Annotated in this window: 11 protein-coding genes; 5 read left to right on the top strand and 6 right to left on the bottom strand. The window is 61.4% G+C overall.

The window, feature by feature from the left end:
• Window positions 1-27 precede the first annotated feature (27 nt).
• Complete coding sequence (locus tag ABVT36_RS01930; protein ID WP_368455005.1) at window positions 28-540, bottom strand: O-acetyl-ADP-ribose deacetylase; 513 nt, start codon at window positions 538-540, stop codon at window positions 28-30.
• Between the two features lie 89 nt (window positions 541-629).
• Window positions 630-2,102, bottom strand: a complete 1,473-nt coding sequence (putP, locus tag ABVT36_RS01925; RefSeq protein ID WP_368455004.1) for a sodium/proline symporter PutP — start codon at window positions 2,100-2,102, stop codon at window positions 630-632.
• A gap of 197 nt (window positions 2,103-2,299) precedes the next feature.
• Here putP and ABVT36_RS01920 point away from each other — a divergent pair, with 197 nt between their 5' ends.
• Entirely contained in the window at window positions 2,300-2,896 is a 597-nt protein-coding gene (locus ABVT36_RS01920) for a hypothetical protein (RefSeq protein WP_368455003.1), read from the top strand.
• Here the strand turns inward: ABVT36_RS01920 and ttcA are convergent.
• Together ttcA and ABVT36_RS01910 are read right to left on the bottom strand one after the other, a co-directional pair.
• Window positions 2,781-3,695, bottom strand: coding sequence for a tRNA 2-thiocytidine(32) synthetase TtcA (gene ttcA / locus ABVT36_RS01915; protein WP_368455002.1), 915 nt, complete (start codon window positions 3,693-3,695; stop codon window positions 2,781-2,783). The two genes, ABVT36_RS01920 and ttcA, sit on opposite strands and share 116 nt — an antisense overlap.
• A 70-nt stretch (window positions 3,696-3,765) precedes the next feature.
• Entirely contained in the window at window positions 3,766-4,434 is a 669-nt protein-coding gene (locus ABVT36_RS01910) for an arylesterase (protein ID WP_368455001.1), read from the bottom strand.
• A 234-nt stretch (window positions 4,435-4,668) separates the two neighbouring features.
• Between ABVT36_RS01910 and ABVT36_RS01905 the strand changes: the two genes are divergently transcribed.
• The 4 genes from ABVT36_RS01905 to ABVT36_RS01890 all read left to right on the top strand — a co-directional run bounded on the left by ABVT36_RS01905 (window position 4,669) and on the right by ABVT36_RS01890 (window position 10,382).
• Window positions 4,669-5,391 (top strand): ABC transporter ATP-binding protein, encoded by a 723-nt coding sequence (locus tag ABVT36_RS01905; protein ID WP_367151877.1) that lies wholly within the window; start codon window positions 4,669-4,671, stop codon window positions 5,389-5,391.
• The gene (locus ABVT36_RS01900) at window positions 5,391-7,847 is read left to right on the top strand and encodes an ABC transporter permease (RefSeq protein WP_368455000.1); all 2,457 of its coding nucleotides are present in this window, start codon (window positions 5,391-5,393) and stop codon (window positions 7,845-7,847) included. Before ABVT36_RS01905 ends, ABVT36_RS01900 begins: the two co-directional genes overlap by 1 nt.
• A gap of 102 nt (window positions 7,848-7,949) precedes the next feature.
• Window positions 7,950-9,218, top strand: coding sequence for an adenosylmethionine--8-amino-7-oxononanoate transaminase (bioA, locus tag ABVT36_RS01895; RefSeq protein WP_368454999.1), 1,269 nt, complete (start codon window positions 7,950-7,952; stop codon window positions 9,216-9,218).
• 120 nt (window positions 9,219-9,338) lie between these two features.
• On the top strand, window positions 9,339-10,382 hold the full coding sequence (locus tag ABVT36_RS01890; protein WP_368454998.1) for an ABC transporter ATP-binding protein: 1,044 nt from the start codon (window positions 9,339-9,341) through the stop codon (window positions 10,380-10,382).
• Window positions 10,383-10,596: 214 nt separating this feature from the next.
• On the opposite strand, the gene ABVT36_RS01885 is transcribed toward ABVT36_RS01890, so the two are convergent.
• Complete coding sequence (locus tag ABVT36_RS01885) at window positions 10,597-12,300, bottom strand: ABC transporter permease (RefSeq protein WP_368454997.1); 1,704 nt, start codon at window positions 12,298-12,300, stop codon at window positions 10,597-10,599.
• Between the two features lie 78 nt (window positions 12,301-12,378).
• Entirely contained in the window at window positions 12,379-13,410 is a 1,032-nt protein-coding gene (locus ABVT36_RS01880) for a Fe(3+) ABC transporter substrate-binding protein (protein WP_368454996.1), read from the bottom strand.
• Window positions 13,411-13,439: the final 29 nt, after the last annotated feature.

The raw sequence follows: 13,439 nt of genomic DNA, 5'->3' as shown, positions 1-13,439 counted from the left end.
TAATTGGATTGCCGGGCCATTGAGAAATCAGCGCCGCACATAGGCCCCCAATTGTCGCCGGTAGAGCCCGGCCATTTCCTTGTCGAAGCAACAGAACACCGCGGTTTGCGGCGGACATTCCCGATCCTGATGCCGCACTATCTCCTCCACGGCTATTTCCACCGCCTGCCCGGGTGGATAGCCGTAGACACCGCAACTGATGGCTGGAAATGCAATTGACCGCATACCTTCCCGCCGGGCCAGAGCCAAACAGTCGCGATAACAGCATGCCAGCAGTTCCGGCTCGCCGAGACTGCCACCCCGCCACACGGGGCCAACGGTGTGGTAGATGCGTCTGGCACTGAGAGCAAAGGCGGGGGTGGCGCGTACCTCTCCCACTGGACAGCCACCGATCCGACGGCAGGCCTCACCGAGCCGGGGCCCCGCCGCGCGGTGAATAGCCCCGTCCACACCACCGCCACCGGCGAGGTGGCAGTTGGCCGCATTGACGATCACATCGACCTGGAGCCGGGTGATATCGCCGAGATAAACTTCGATCACTCTTGGCTTCTCCAACCGCTTTCTCGTTAATAGGGCGCGGATGGAACTCCATTTCACTGCACGGCAGGGGCCGCACGCACAGCGACGACTCAACCCATCAGTTGGCGGTGTCGCGATGCCACGTCAGTGGGACAATTCGTCACAATACTCACTAACACGATAGCAGTTGCAGAGAAAACAAACGCCGGCAACAGCTCATAAATGTCGAAGATTCCCCCGGAGAGCTGCCGCCAGACCACGACCGTCACGCCGCCGACCACCACACCGGCTATGGCTCCGCTACCGGTCATGCGCGACCAGAACAGACTGATCAGTACTGCGGGTCCGAACGCCGCCCCCAGTCCGGCCCAGGCGTAGGACACCACATCCAGCACCCTGGAGCCGGGGTCCAGCGCCACCCAGACCGCCACCAGCGCCAAGCCTACTACCGCCCAGCGGCCCACCTTCACCATGTCCGCGGGGCTGGTCTGGCGGCCAAACCAGACGTGGTAGATATCTTCCGCCAGCGCCGCTGAGGACACCAGTAATTGCGAGTCCGCCGTGCTCATAATGGCCGACAGAATTGCCGCCAGCAGCACCCCGGCGACCAGTGGATGAAACAGGACTTCAACCAGGGCCATAAATACCCGCTCGCCATCCGGCAGTGTCTGTTGCAGCTCAAGGTGGCCAAACAGGCCCACGCAGATGGCGCCAAAGAACCCCACCAGAGACCAAATCGCCGCCACAGAGGCCGCTACAGGCACATCATCGGGGCTTCTCACCGCCTGGAAACGGGCCAATATATGGGGCTGGCCGAAGTATCCCAGCCCCCAGGCCAGTGCACTGAGAATCGCCACCAGGCCCAGTGCCTGGCCATTGCTGTCGCGCAGCCAGTGCATCAGTTCCGGCACCTGCTGGTGCAACAGGCCCCAACTTTTTGCCATGCCGCCCTCGTCCACAATGACCACCAGGGGCACCGCGACCAGCGCCAGGCTCATCAGCAATCCCTGGAACACATCCGTCCAGGAGACCGCCAGAAAACCGCCAAACAGGGTGTAGGAAATCACCGCTGCCGCACCGGCGATGACCGCCCAGCGGTAATCCCAGCCAAACACCGTCTCGAACAGTTTGCCACCGGCAATCAGACCCGAAGCCACGTAAAAGAGAAAGAACAGCAGGATAAAGAAGGCGCAGACGGTGCGCAGGTAGGGGTGGCCCATGTTGAAGCGCCGATGCAGATAGGCGGGCACTGTCAATGCGTCGTCCAACTCGTAGGTATAGACCCGCAGGCGCCGTGCCATGGTGGTCCAGCTCAGCACTATGCCCGCAAACAGCCCCACCGCAATCCAGCCCGAAGAGAGGCCGGACATATAGGCGGCGCCAGGCAGGCCGAGCAGCAGCCAGCCGCTCATATCGGAGGCTCCGGCGCTCAGCGCCGCCACTGCCGGCGGCAGTGTGCGGCCGCCGAGAAAATAGTCGCTGGCGTTCTTGGTACGCAGATACGCGTAGACACCGATAACGAGAATAAGCCCCAGGTAGGCGACGAAAGTTGCCGCAATCAACCACTGTGCATACATAGACATTCCCTCTGCTGTCGACAGCGGCTTGTCTGCCAGCCCGCCATCACCGAGTTATTGCTGTTATTTGCTACGGATACCTGCCCCAAAACAGGTACTGCAACCTATTTTTGTGTTTATTGCACCTAAATCTACCCATTCGCTGGCGCCGACTCAATCCGCACACTACAAATGGGAAGACACATGGAAAATCCGACAACACTATGGGTATCTGTTTGGACGAACTGCGGCGTATGGTCATTCGTCCGACCCTGAAGCACCTTCGCGCCTGGTCTGCAGGAATGGAAGAACTTCTACTGGGCACCGCCGCACAGGAATCACAACTCGGCTTCCACCTCAAGTTCGGGCGGCGACACGGCCTGGGAATCTACCAGATCCAGCCACACACCCACCGCCGTATCTGGGACGATTATCTGATTCACCACCCAGCCCTGGCCTCCAAGGTAAGAGGGCTGGCGAGCCAGCACGACTTCCTCCAACACCCCCATAGTGAGTTGGCCACCAATCTGCGCTACGCCACCGCCATCGCCCTGCTGGTCTACCGCGCCGCCGATATCGATATACCGGACCCAGGCGACATAGCCGGAATGGCACGTATCTGGCACCGGGTGTTTCATCACGGCCCGGTTGCCACTGCCCGCGACTTTGAACTCAGCTATGCGCGCCTGGTGTCGGGGGCCCCCGCTACAGATTCAACGCCTCGATATACAGAGGGGGCTCGTCCCTATCCCCCGGCGGAAGCCAGGAATTCACCTGGCGCCCGCCTGCCATCTCACCCGCAGGGGCAGCCACTGGCGTAGTCCGGTCCAGGCGCAAATTGACAAAATCGTAGAGTTCGCCATCCGCCAGCTGTGACGGCGATACCCGGGTGAGCGCCGCAAAGATGTTTTCCGTGCGCCCCGGATACTGGCGCTCCCACTCCTGTAACATCCGCTTGACCGCCTGGCGCTGCAGGTTTTCCTGACTGCCGCACAGGTTGCAGGGGATTATGGGAAATGCCTTATAGGTGGCGAAACTGGCCAGGTCCGCCTCGCGGCAGTAGGCCAGCGGGCGAATCACAATATTGCGTCCGTCGTCGGCCCGCAGTTTCGGTGGCATAGCCTTGAGCCGGCCGCCATAAAACATATTGAGGAACAGGGTCTCCACGATATCGTCCCGGTGGTGCCCCAGCGCCACCTTGGTGGCCCCGATCTCCTCCGCAAAACCGTACAGGGTGCCGCGCCGCAACCGAGAGCAGAGACCGCAGGTGGTCTTGCCTTCCGGCACCACCTGCTTCACCACCGAGTAGGTATCCTTCTCGACGATGTGATAGGGCACCCCCAGAGAGCGCAGATAGTCCGGCAGTACCTGTTCCGGAAAGCCCGGCTGTTTCTGGTCCAGGTTGACCGCGACCAGTTCAAAACTGACCGGGGCGCTCTTCTGCAGGCTGAGCAGTATGTCCAGCATCGCGTAGGAGTCCTTGCCGCCGGACAGACAGACCATAAGCCTGTCCCCCTCTTCAATCATGTTGAAGTCGGCGATGGCCCTGCCCACATTGCGGCGCAAGCGCTTCTGCAGCTTGTTGAACTCCAGCCGTTGACGGCGGTTAAGGTCGGACATGGGTTTGCTCGAGTTACCAGGATCTGTTGACACTGTGCGGATACGAGGTGCGCGATTGTACGCATTTCCGTCAGGGAGTACACGACCGCGCATCCACCTCCGCTTGCATCAGACCCTGGATACAGGGCCACACATGCTCCAACAGGGCGGGCTGTGCCCCGGCCGTGGGGTGGATGCCGTCCGCCTGCATGGCACCCTCCTGCAGGGCTACCGGCTGCAAAAAAAACGGCACCAAAGGTACCTGCTCCGCCGCCGCCACTTTTGGGTAAACAGCGGCGAATGCCTCTGTGTAAGCCCGCCCGTAATTAGGCGGCATGCGCATGCCCAACAACAGCACCCGCGCGCCCCCCTCCTGCGCCAGTTGCACCATACGCTGGAGGTTTTGCTGCAGGGACCTGGGCGGGTAACCGCGCAGGCCATCGTTGCCCCCCAGCTCCAGAATCAGCCAGCGGGGCCGGTGCTCCTCCAACAGGCGCGGCAGCCGCGCCAGCCCACCGGCAGAAGTCTCGCCACTGACACTGGCGTTCACCACCATCACCGGCTTGTCCTCTTCAGCCAGGCGCTCGCGCAGCAACTGTACCCAGCCCTCGGTTTCGTCGAACCCATAGGCGGCACTAATACTGTCACCCAGCACCAGTAGTGTGTCACCCGCATCGGCACGGGTGCCGGCCGAAGGGACCAGCAGCAGCAGGTACAAGCCCAGCCGAACCATCGGGTGCCGTAAAAAGTCGATCGCCATGTCATACTCTCCACTGCCATTTACGTATTGTTAACCGGGCAACCGATAAGGTTACCCGGTTAATGCGGCACAGGGATATGCCGCCGCCGGACCAGGGCCGGCGCTAGCCACCAGAAAAATAGCGATTTCTTCTAATCGCCAGTTTTTCAGGGGCGAGGATCCAATCGATGAGGGATTATCCGTTGGATTGCCGGGCTAATACTATGCAACAAACCGCAGCTTAAGGAAGTCGCAATGTCCACCATGCTCAGGGCCGAAAACCTCTGCCACCGCGTCGCCACCAACGAGGGACCACTGACGCTGTTAAACGATGTTTCCCTGCAGCTCCCCCGCGGTCAAAGCCTGGCCATCACGGGCGCTTCCGGGTCCGGCAAGTCTACCCTGCTGGGCCTGCTGGCGGGACTGGAAAAGCCCAGCGAGGGACGTATATGGCTTGCCGACGACGAAATTACAGCCATGGATGAAGAGCAACGGGCCGCCATACGCGCCCGCCGGGTGGGCTTTGTGTTCCAGACCTTCCAACTGTTGCCCGGTCTCACCGCAAAGGAAAACACCATGCTGCCCAGCGAACTGCGGGGGGAGCGCAACGCTTCCAGCCGCGCCGAGGAATTCCTCGCCCGGGTCGGTCTCGATCACCGCCTGCATCACTATCCACGCCAGCTCTCCGGCGGCGAGCAGCAGCGGGTCGCCATCGCGCGGGCCTTCGCCAGCTTCAGCGATAGGGACGGCATCCTGTTCGCCGATGAACCCACCGGCAGTTTGGATGCCGGCAATGGCGACAGGGTCATTGACCTGTTATTCAAACTTAATGAAGAATCTGACGCCACTCTGGTCCTGGTAACCCACGAGCGACGCCTGGCGGAACGCTGCCAGTCCCACCTGCAGTTGGCGGCGGGAGCGGTGGAATCCGTGGATAGATTGTCCAATGACAGTAACCTCTCCGGGATGTCCATCTGATGCTGCCGCTCAAATTGCTCGCGCGCGACTGGCGCGGAGGAGAGTTGGCACTGATCGCTACCGCTCTGGTTTTGGCGGTCAGCTGTGTCACTGCAATTGCCCATTTCGGCGACCGCCTCACCCGCGCCATGCATATTCAATCCCAGACCTTCCTGGCGGCCGAACGGGTAGTCAGCAGCAGCAAACCCGTGGACCCGGCTTGGCTGCAGGAGGCTGACAACCGCGGTCTCCAGCGGGCGGAAACCGTGCAGTTTGCCTCCATGCTGGCGGCCGGCGACCAGTTCCAGTTCGCCGCCGTCAAGGCGGTCAGCAACGACTATCCACTGGTCGGCCATCTGGAAATCCGCAGCGCCGCCGAAGCGGACAAAGAAAGAGTGGCCAGCGGCCCCGCCGCCGGTGAGGTCTGGTTGGAGCCGCGGCTGCTGCCGCTACTGGATTTGCACATGGGCGACAGCCTGCAATTGGGGGACAGTGCCTTCGCAGTCACGGGACTGCTGGAGCACGAGCCGGATCGCAGTGGCAACCTGTTTTCTATGGGTGCCCGGCTGATGATGAACAGCGCCGATCTGGCGGCCACCCATATTATCCAACCCGGCAGCCGCGTGACTTATCGCTACCTGTTTGCCGGCGACAATCAGGTGCTGGACAGCTACTTCAAGTGGCTGCAACCGCAACTCACCGAACATCAGCGGGTGATCGACCTCCGCGAGGGACAGCCCAGGGTGGCCTCGGCGCTGGACCGGGCCGAGCGCTTCCTGTTTCTGGCGGGCAGTCTCGCGGTCCTGCTGGCCAGCGTCGCCGTGGGACTGGCGGCGCGCCGCTACAGCCTGCGTCACACCGCCTATGTGGCAGTGATGAAAAGCCTCGGTGCCGGGCGCGGCAAAGTGTTGCGAATCTATCTCGGCCAGTTGGCGGCACTGGTGCTGCTCGCCACCGCTGCGGGGCTGCTGATCGGCAGCCTGGTGCAGGCACAGGCGGTGGCGCTGATGGCCGACTTTTTCCCTGTGGACCCACCACCGAGCGGCTGGCACCCACTGCTGGTGGGTCTGGCCACCGGCTTTGCCTGCGCGCTCGGCTTCGCCCTGCCGCCGCTGTTTCGCCTGGCCCGCACCAGTCCCATGCGGACGCTGCGGCACGACTGGAGCAACCCCGACCGGCGCGAATGGCTGGGCCTGATCCTCGGTCCCTCATCCATGCTGCTGCTGATCTGGTGGCTGTCCGGCAGCCTCGCCATTACCGCCGCACTGTTTGCCGGCATGGCGCTGCTGGTGGCCGGCAGTGCGCTGGTGAACCGGTTGCTGGTACGCGGCCGTCTCGCCGCCCTCGGCGGTGGCTGGCGCATCGCACTGGGCAGCCTGCAGCGCCGGGCCGCCTTCAATACCCTGCTGATCGCCGCCTTTGGCACCGGCCTGCTGGCCATGCTGGCACTGGTCTTCGTGCGCACCACTCTGATCGACGAGTGGCGTATGCAACTGCCCGAGAATGCCCCCAACCACTTCCTCGTCAACATAGCCCCCGACGAGAAAGATGCGGTACAGACACTGCTGGCCGACAACGGAGTGGTTTCCACCGAGTTGTACCCGATGGTGCGCGGCCGCCTCATCGCCATCAACGGCGAAACCGTCAAAGACCGCCGCGAGCAGGACGGCGCCCTGCGGCGGGAACTGAATTTGAGTTGGACCGACAAGCTGGCACCGGACAACCGCATAGTGAACGGCCAGTGGTGGGATCAGGCCCAGGTCGATGAGGGCGTGTCCGTGGAAGTGGAACTGGCGGCGCGACTGAATCTGCAACTGGGCGACCGGCTGCGCTTTTCCATTGGCGGCCTGGAGTTGGAAGCACCCGTAACCAGCCTGCGCTCACTGGACTGGAACAGCATGCGGCCGAATTTCTTCATGCTGTTCGCACCCGGCAGCCTGGAGGGCTTCCCCGCTACTTATATCACCAGCTTCTACCTCCCCCCGGAACAAAAACTGCTGGTCAACGACCTGGTGCGGGCCTTTCCCAGTGTCAGCGTGATCGAGCTGGACAAAATCATCGAACGCATCCGCGATACCATCAACCAGGTCTCGCTGGCGATCGAGTCGGTCATGGTCCTGATGCTGGTGGCGGGAGTGCTGGTGTTAGTGGCTGGCGTGCGCGCCAGTATCGCCGAGCGATTGCAGGAGGCGGCGATCATCCGCACGCTGGGAGGCCGCCGGCGCCTGCTGCTGCAAAGCCTGGTCCTGGAATTTGGTCTGCTGGGGTGCGCCGCGGGGCTGCTGGCCGCAATCGGTGCCGAAACCACCCTGGCGGTATTGTCACGGCATGTGTTCGACCTGCCCTTCACTCCACACCCACTGCTCTGGCTGCTGGGGCCGCTGAGCGGCGCGCTGTTGGTGGGTGCCGCCGGTACCCTTGCCTGCCGCAGCTCCGTCAGCCAACCGCCACTCAGGGTATTGCGCCAGCTGGCCTGACAGACCATTGATATCGACCCGGCAATCCAGTCCACAGCCCCTCATGGACTGGGTTGCCGGGTTAATATTGCGGTGCACCCATCTACACCAATTGACGCAGTTATGGATCTCGACTTCGACCGCCGGCACATCTGGCACCCCTACGCCTCCCTGACCGACCCGACACCGGTTTATCCGGTGACCCGGGCCGACGGCGTACACATTACTCTCGAGGACGGCACCGACCTCATCGACGGTATGTCCTCCTGGTGGTGCGCCCTGCATGGCTACAATGTGCCGCAGCTGAACCGGGCCGCCACTGAGCAGATGGAGAAAATGTCCCATGTGATGTTCGGTGGCCTCACCCACGAGCCGGCCATAGAAGTGTGCAAAAAACTGGTGGCGCTGTCGCCGGGGCCATTGCAACGGGTATTCCTGGCCGATTCCGGCTCGGTGTCGGTGGAGGTGGCCATCAAGATGGCGCTGCAGTACTGGCAGTCCCGGGGTCGCGCTGAGAAACACCGCCTGCTGGCGTTGCGCAACGGTTACCACGGCGATACCTTCGGCGCTATGGCAGCCTGCGACCCGGTCACAGGCATGCACCACCTGTTCGCCAGTCACCTGAACCGACACCTGTTTGCACCCGCCCCGGCCCCCGGCTTCCATCAGCCCTGCCGCGAAGACGACATCACTCCGCTGCGGCGACTGGTAGAGCAACATCACCGCGAACTGGCAGCACTGATTCTCGAACCCGTGGTACAGGGCGCGGGCGGCATGCGTTTTTACTCACCGGAGTATTTGCGGCGCGCGCGCCAGCTGTGCGATGAATACGACCTGCTGCTGATCGCGGATGAAATTGCCACCGGTTTCGGTCGCACCGGCACTATGTTCGCCTGTGAACACGCCGACATAGCGCCGGATATCCTCACCCTCGGCAAGGCCCTGACCGGCGGCACCATGACCCTGGCGGCCACCCTGTGTACCGACCAGGTGGCCGAGGGCATCTGCCGCGGCGAGGCCGGGATCTTTATGCACGGCCCCACCTTTATGGGCAATCCCCTCGCCTGCGCAGTCGCCAACGCCAGTATCCAACTGCTGCTCGACAGCCCCTGGCAACAGCGGGTCAGTGCTATCGAGGCACAGCTGTGTCGCCAGCTGGCACCCCTCAAACAGGCTCCGGGGGTCGCCGAGGTGCGCACACTGGGTGCCATCGGCGTGGTGGAGATGAAGCAGCCGGTGAATGTGCCGCTGGTACAGAGGGCCCTGATCCAGCGCGGCGTATGGCTGCGCCCTTTCGGGAAACTGGTTTACACAATGCCGCCCTATATCATCTCCCCCGGGGAACTGGGCCAGATCAGCGAGGCCATGGTCCAGGTCCTGGGCGACTTGTAGATCTATGGCGGGTGGATCAAAAGAGAGATTCGCCTACAATCGACGGCAAAGTTGTGGAAGCTCTGATTCATTCGGTGCAACCGGCCGCTTGTTTTTCACTTGAATGCGCAAAAAGGGTTTATGGTTCAACCGCTGTTAGAAGTCACCGAAGTCGAATGTCGCCAGGGTGACAGGATCGTCCTCGAACAGGTGTCCTTCCACCTCCACCAGGGCGAGATCTGCTGCCTGCTGGGCCCCAGCGGCTGTGGTAAAACCACACTGCTGCACACCGTGGCCGGTTTCAATCCTGTCTACCGGGGGCAGATCTCTCTCGCCGGCCGGCCGATCTCCACCGCATCCGCAGTCACACCGCCGGAGCGGCGCAATATCGGTGTGGTGTTTCAGGACTATGCCCTGTTTCCACATCTGACCGTACAGCAAAATATCGCCTTCGGACTCAAATCCGCACCCCAGCCGGAGCGGCGGGCCCGGGTGCGCGAACTGCTGCAGCTGGTACACTTGGAAAGCCACGCCGACAAATTTCCCCACCAGCTGTCCGGCGGTCAGCAACAGCGCGTGGCACTGGTGCGCGCACTGGCGCCGCGCCCGGGACTGCTGTTGATGGATGAACCCTTTTCCAACCTGGATACAGAACTGCGGCGCAGTCTGGCCAGCGAAGTGCGCCATATACTGCGGGAACAGGGCACCAGCGCGATACTGGTGACCCACGACCGCAACGAGGCCTTTGCCGCAGCGGACCGGTTGGGTGTGCTGGCCGGGGGGCGCCTGCAGCAGTGGGACACGCCGGAAAGTATTTTCCGCCACCCCGCCAGCCTCGCAGTGGCGCGCACCGTCAGCGACGGATTTGTGGTGACCGGCAAACTGGTGCGGGAAGGCCTGCTGCAAACGGAAATCGGGCGTTTGGCACCGGTGCCTATGCCGAACCCGGATAGCGGCGAAGTGCAACTGTTCGTACGCAACGAAGCGCTGCTGCCCGGCGATCACGAGGATGCGATAGCGGCCCAGGTGGTCGACAAGAGTTTTCTCGGCGACCGTATCATCTACAAACTGCGCCTGCCCCAGGGACGTGTAATCGAGACCACCTTCGCTACAGATTACCGCCTGGAACCCGGCAGCGAAGTGCCACTGCGCATCGGCGAGGCCCTGATCTTTTCAGACCATTAACCCCATAGATGTTGCCACTAGCAGGTTGTTGAAAAAGGCATCCTGCCTGTTTCAAAACACGAAAAGCGAAAAATGTTATTTTCACTTTTCTCCCAAAATCAACGACTTAGACGTCGTTGATTTTGCCGGAACATCCATATTCCGGCACCAGGCGTCGAAATTCTTCGAATTTCAACAGCCTGCTAGATGTTCCCACGGTTTTTTGCCTGCGGGATCAGGGCTGCGGGGTGGCAAGCGGATCCGCAAATGCCGACCCCGTATCTGCAGCGCGCCTCTGCCCCATGGCACGGCTCAGCAGAATCACCGGCAGCAGTCCCACCAGCACTATCATCAGTGCTCCCAGGGCGGAGCGTTCCAGCATTTCATCGGAAGCGAACTGGTACACATAGGTAGCCAGTGTCTCCAACCCAAATGGCCGCAGCAGCAGCGTAGCCGGCAGTTCCTTCATACAGTCGACAAATACCACCAGCGCACCAGTCAGCAAACCCACGCGCACCAGTGGAAAATGTACCGCCCACAGGGTCTGCCAGCTGCTGCGCCCCAGGGAGCGGGATGCCAAATCCATGGCGGGGGTCACTTTTTCCAGGCTGGATTCAATCGACCCGGCGGAAACCGCGAGGAAACGCACCGTGTAGGCAAACAGAATCGCAAACACGGAGCCGCTCAACAGCAAGCCGGACGAAATACCGAAATGATCGCGCAAAAATGCGTCCACCGTATTGTCGAACGCGGCCAGAGGAATCAGTACACCGATGGCCATCACCGCGCCGGGCATGGCGTAACCCAGTTTGGCGAAATCCACCAGCATCCGTATCACCGGCAGCGGATACAGGCGCCTGCCATAGGCGAGCAGCAAACCGATCATGGCGGTCGCCAGTGCAGCGCCCGCAGACAGCAGAAAACTGTTGCGCGCCGCAGCAAAAAATTCACTGTTCCAATAACGGGAAAAATTCTCCAACGCATACTGCAGTAAAACCACCAGTGGCACCCCAAAACCCAGCAGCAACAGAAGGCTGCAGCAGAGTATCGCACCCAGCGCCCGCGGGCCGCGAAGGACATACTGATCGCGGCGACTCGACGAGGACTGGACAAAGTGTTTCTGGCGCGCACGTCCCATGCGCTCCAGCACAATCAGCAGCACTACGAACGCCAGGGTACTGCTGGCAATCTGAGCCGCGCCCCCCAAATTGCCTCGGCTCAGCCAGGTATCGTAGATACCTACACTCAGCGTGCGCACCGCGAAGAAATCGACGGTGCCAAAATCGTTCAGGGTTTCCATCAGTACCAGCGACAAACCCACCGCTATGGCCGGCCGCGCCATCGGCAGTGACACCCGCACAAAGCTCTGCCAGGGCGTACACCCCAATGCGCGGCTGGCGGCGCGAATACTGCCGCACTGCTCCAGAAAGGACGCCCGGGCAAGCATATAGACATAGGGGTAGAGCACCAGCGACAACATGGCCACCGCCCCGCCCATGCTGCGGATCGGCGGAAACCAGTAGTCCCGCGCGCTTTGCCAGCCGAACCAGTCGCGCAGCACTTTTTGCACCGGGCCGGCGTATTCCAGTAAATCGGTATAGACATAGGCGATCACATAGGCCGGCACGGCAAACGGCAGCAACAGCGCCCAGGTGAAAAAACGCCTTCCGGGGAACTGGCACATGGTCACCAGCCAGGCGCTGGCGATACCTGCCAGCAGGGTGCAGACCCCCACTCCCAGGGCCAGGATGAGGGTGGCGGAAACATAGTGAAGCAACACCGTATCCAGCAGGTGGGGCCAGATATTGTGCTCGGGGAAGAGCGCCAGTAGAAACACCGACAGCAAAGGCAGTGCCACCAGCAGCGCTATGGCGGAGACGGTGGTAATCCAGCGCAAGCGGGAAAAGCCGGCAGTGGAGGGAATGGAATCGATCAGCATAAATGGCAAAAACCGCAATCCGGCAACAGCGACCGAACTGCGATTAAAAAACTGGCACCGGAATTTGAGGCGCCCCAATCAAAAATCGAACTGGACCTCGTCGACCAGGCGCGAGGCGGTCGGTACATGGGTGGCAATCTCAGTAATACTCAACTTATCTTCTTTAAACGCACCCATGTGTTGCCGGATGAGTTCGGAGCGCTGGGTACCCGGACGCACAGGAAATTCAAAATTCTTTTCCGCGTATAGGTACTGGGCGTCCTCTCCGCTGAGAAACTCCAGCAATTTGATGGCATTGCCGCGGTGGGGTGCATATCTGGTTAGGGCCGCACCGGAAATAAACATATGGGTGCCGCGATCGCCCTGATTGGGAAACACCAGGTTGACGGACTCAGCCCATTCAATCTGTTCCGGCTGCTCCGTATTGGTGATCATATTGCCAAAATAGTAACTGTTGCCCAGGGACAGGTCGCACTCTCCCTCGCTGATGGCCTTAACCTGGGCCCGGTCGTTGCCCTGCGGCTTGCGGGCCAGATTGTCTTTCAGTCCCTGCAGCCACTGCTTGGTGTCCGCCTCGCCGTGGTGTGCAATCATGGACGCTATCAGGGATAAAGTGTAGGGATGCTTGCCGCTGCGGGTGCAGATACGCCCTTTCCATTTGGGGTCTGTCAGCTCCTCGTAGCTGGTGATCTCCCCGGCTTTCACACGTTCCTTGGAGGCATAGATCAGCCGCGCACGGGTGGTGAGTCCGAACCAGTTGCCATCCGCATCGCGAAACTGCGCCGGGACATTCCGCTCCAGCACCGCACTCTCCACCGGTTGCGTCAACCCCTTGCCCACCAGATCCATCAGGCTGCTGGTATTGGAGGTCAGCACTATATCCGCAGGGCTGTTGCGCCCCTCGCGCTCCAGGCGCTCGTTGAGACCGGAACTCGCATAGACCACTTGGGTTTCGATACCCGTCTCGCGGGTGAATTCGTCCAGTACCGGTTCGATCAGAAACGGCTGGCGATAGGAGTAGATATTGACCTGTTCGGCGGCACCTGCACTGAGGGCAGTGCCCAGGGCTGCCAGAACAACCGCCATACGGGAGACAAGGGATTTGCGCATCGGGATTCCATGATCCTGTGGATTAATCT

Origin of the sequence: Microbulbifer sp. TYP-18 (assembly GCF_040932045.1) — a bacterium.
Classification (GTDB): Bacteria; Pseudomonadota; Gammaproteobacteria; order Pseudomonadales; family Cellvibrionaceae; genus Microbulbifer.
Note: the sequence above shows the minus strand (reverse complement) of the source record. Positions and strands in the feature narration are given on the sequence as shown.

What these genes read in the sequence shown, in the direction of transcription:
- putP (WP_368455004.1), bottom strand. Translation starts at nt 2,102, where the DNA reads ATGTCTATGTATGCACAGTGGTTGATTGCGGCAACTTTCGTCGCCTAC.
- ABVT36_RS01900 (WP_368455000.1), top strand. Translation starts at nt 5,391, where the DNA reads ATGCTGCCGCTCAAATTGCTCGCGCGCGACTGGCGCGGAGGAGAGTTG.
- ABVT36_RS01885 (WP_368454997.1), bottom strand. Translation starts at nt 12,300, where the DNA reads ATGCTGATCGATTCCATTCCCTCCACTGCCGGCTTTTCCCGCTTGCGC.
- bioA (WP_368454999.1), top strand. Translation starts at nt 7,950, where the DNA reads ATGGATCTCGACTTCGACCGCCGGCACATCTGGCACCCCTACGCCTCC.
- ABVT36_RS01910 (WP_368455001.1), bottom strand. Translation starts at nt 4,434, where the DNA reads ATGGCGATCGACTTTTTACGGCACCCGATGGTTCGGCTGGGCTTGTAC.
- ABVT36_RS01890 (WP_368454998.1), top strand. Translation starts at nt 9,339, where the DNA reads ATGGTTCAACCGCTGTTAGAAGTCACCGAAGTCGAATGTCGCCAGGGT.
- ABVT36_RS01905 (WP_367151877.1), top strand. Translation starts at nt 4,669, where the DNA reads ATGTCCACCATGCTCAGGGCCGAAAACCTCTGCCACCGCGTCGCCACC.
- ABVT36_RS01920 (WP_368455003.1), top strand. Translation starts at nt 2,300, where the DNA reads ATGGGTATCTGTTTGGACGAACTGCGGCGTATGGTCATTCGTCCGACC.
- ABVT36_RS01880 (WP_368454996.1), bottom strand. Translation starts at nt 13,410, where the DNA reads ATGCGCAAATCCCTTGTCTCCCGTATGGCGGTTGTTCTGGCAGCCCTG.
- ttcA (WP_368455002.1), bottom strand. Translation starts at nt 3,695, where the DNA reads ATGTCCGACCTTAACCGCCGTCAACGGCTGGAGTTCAACAAGCTGCAG.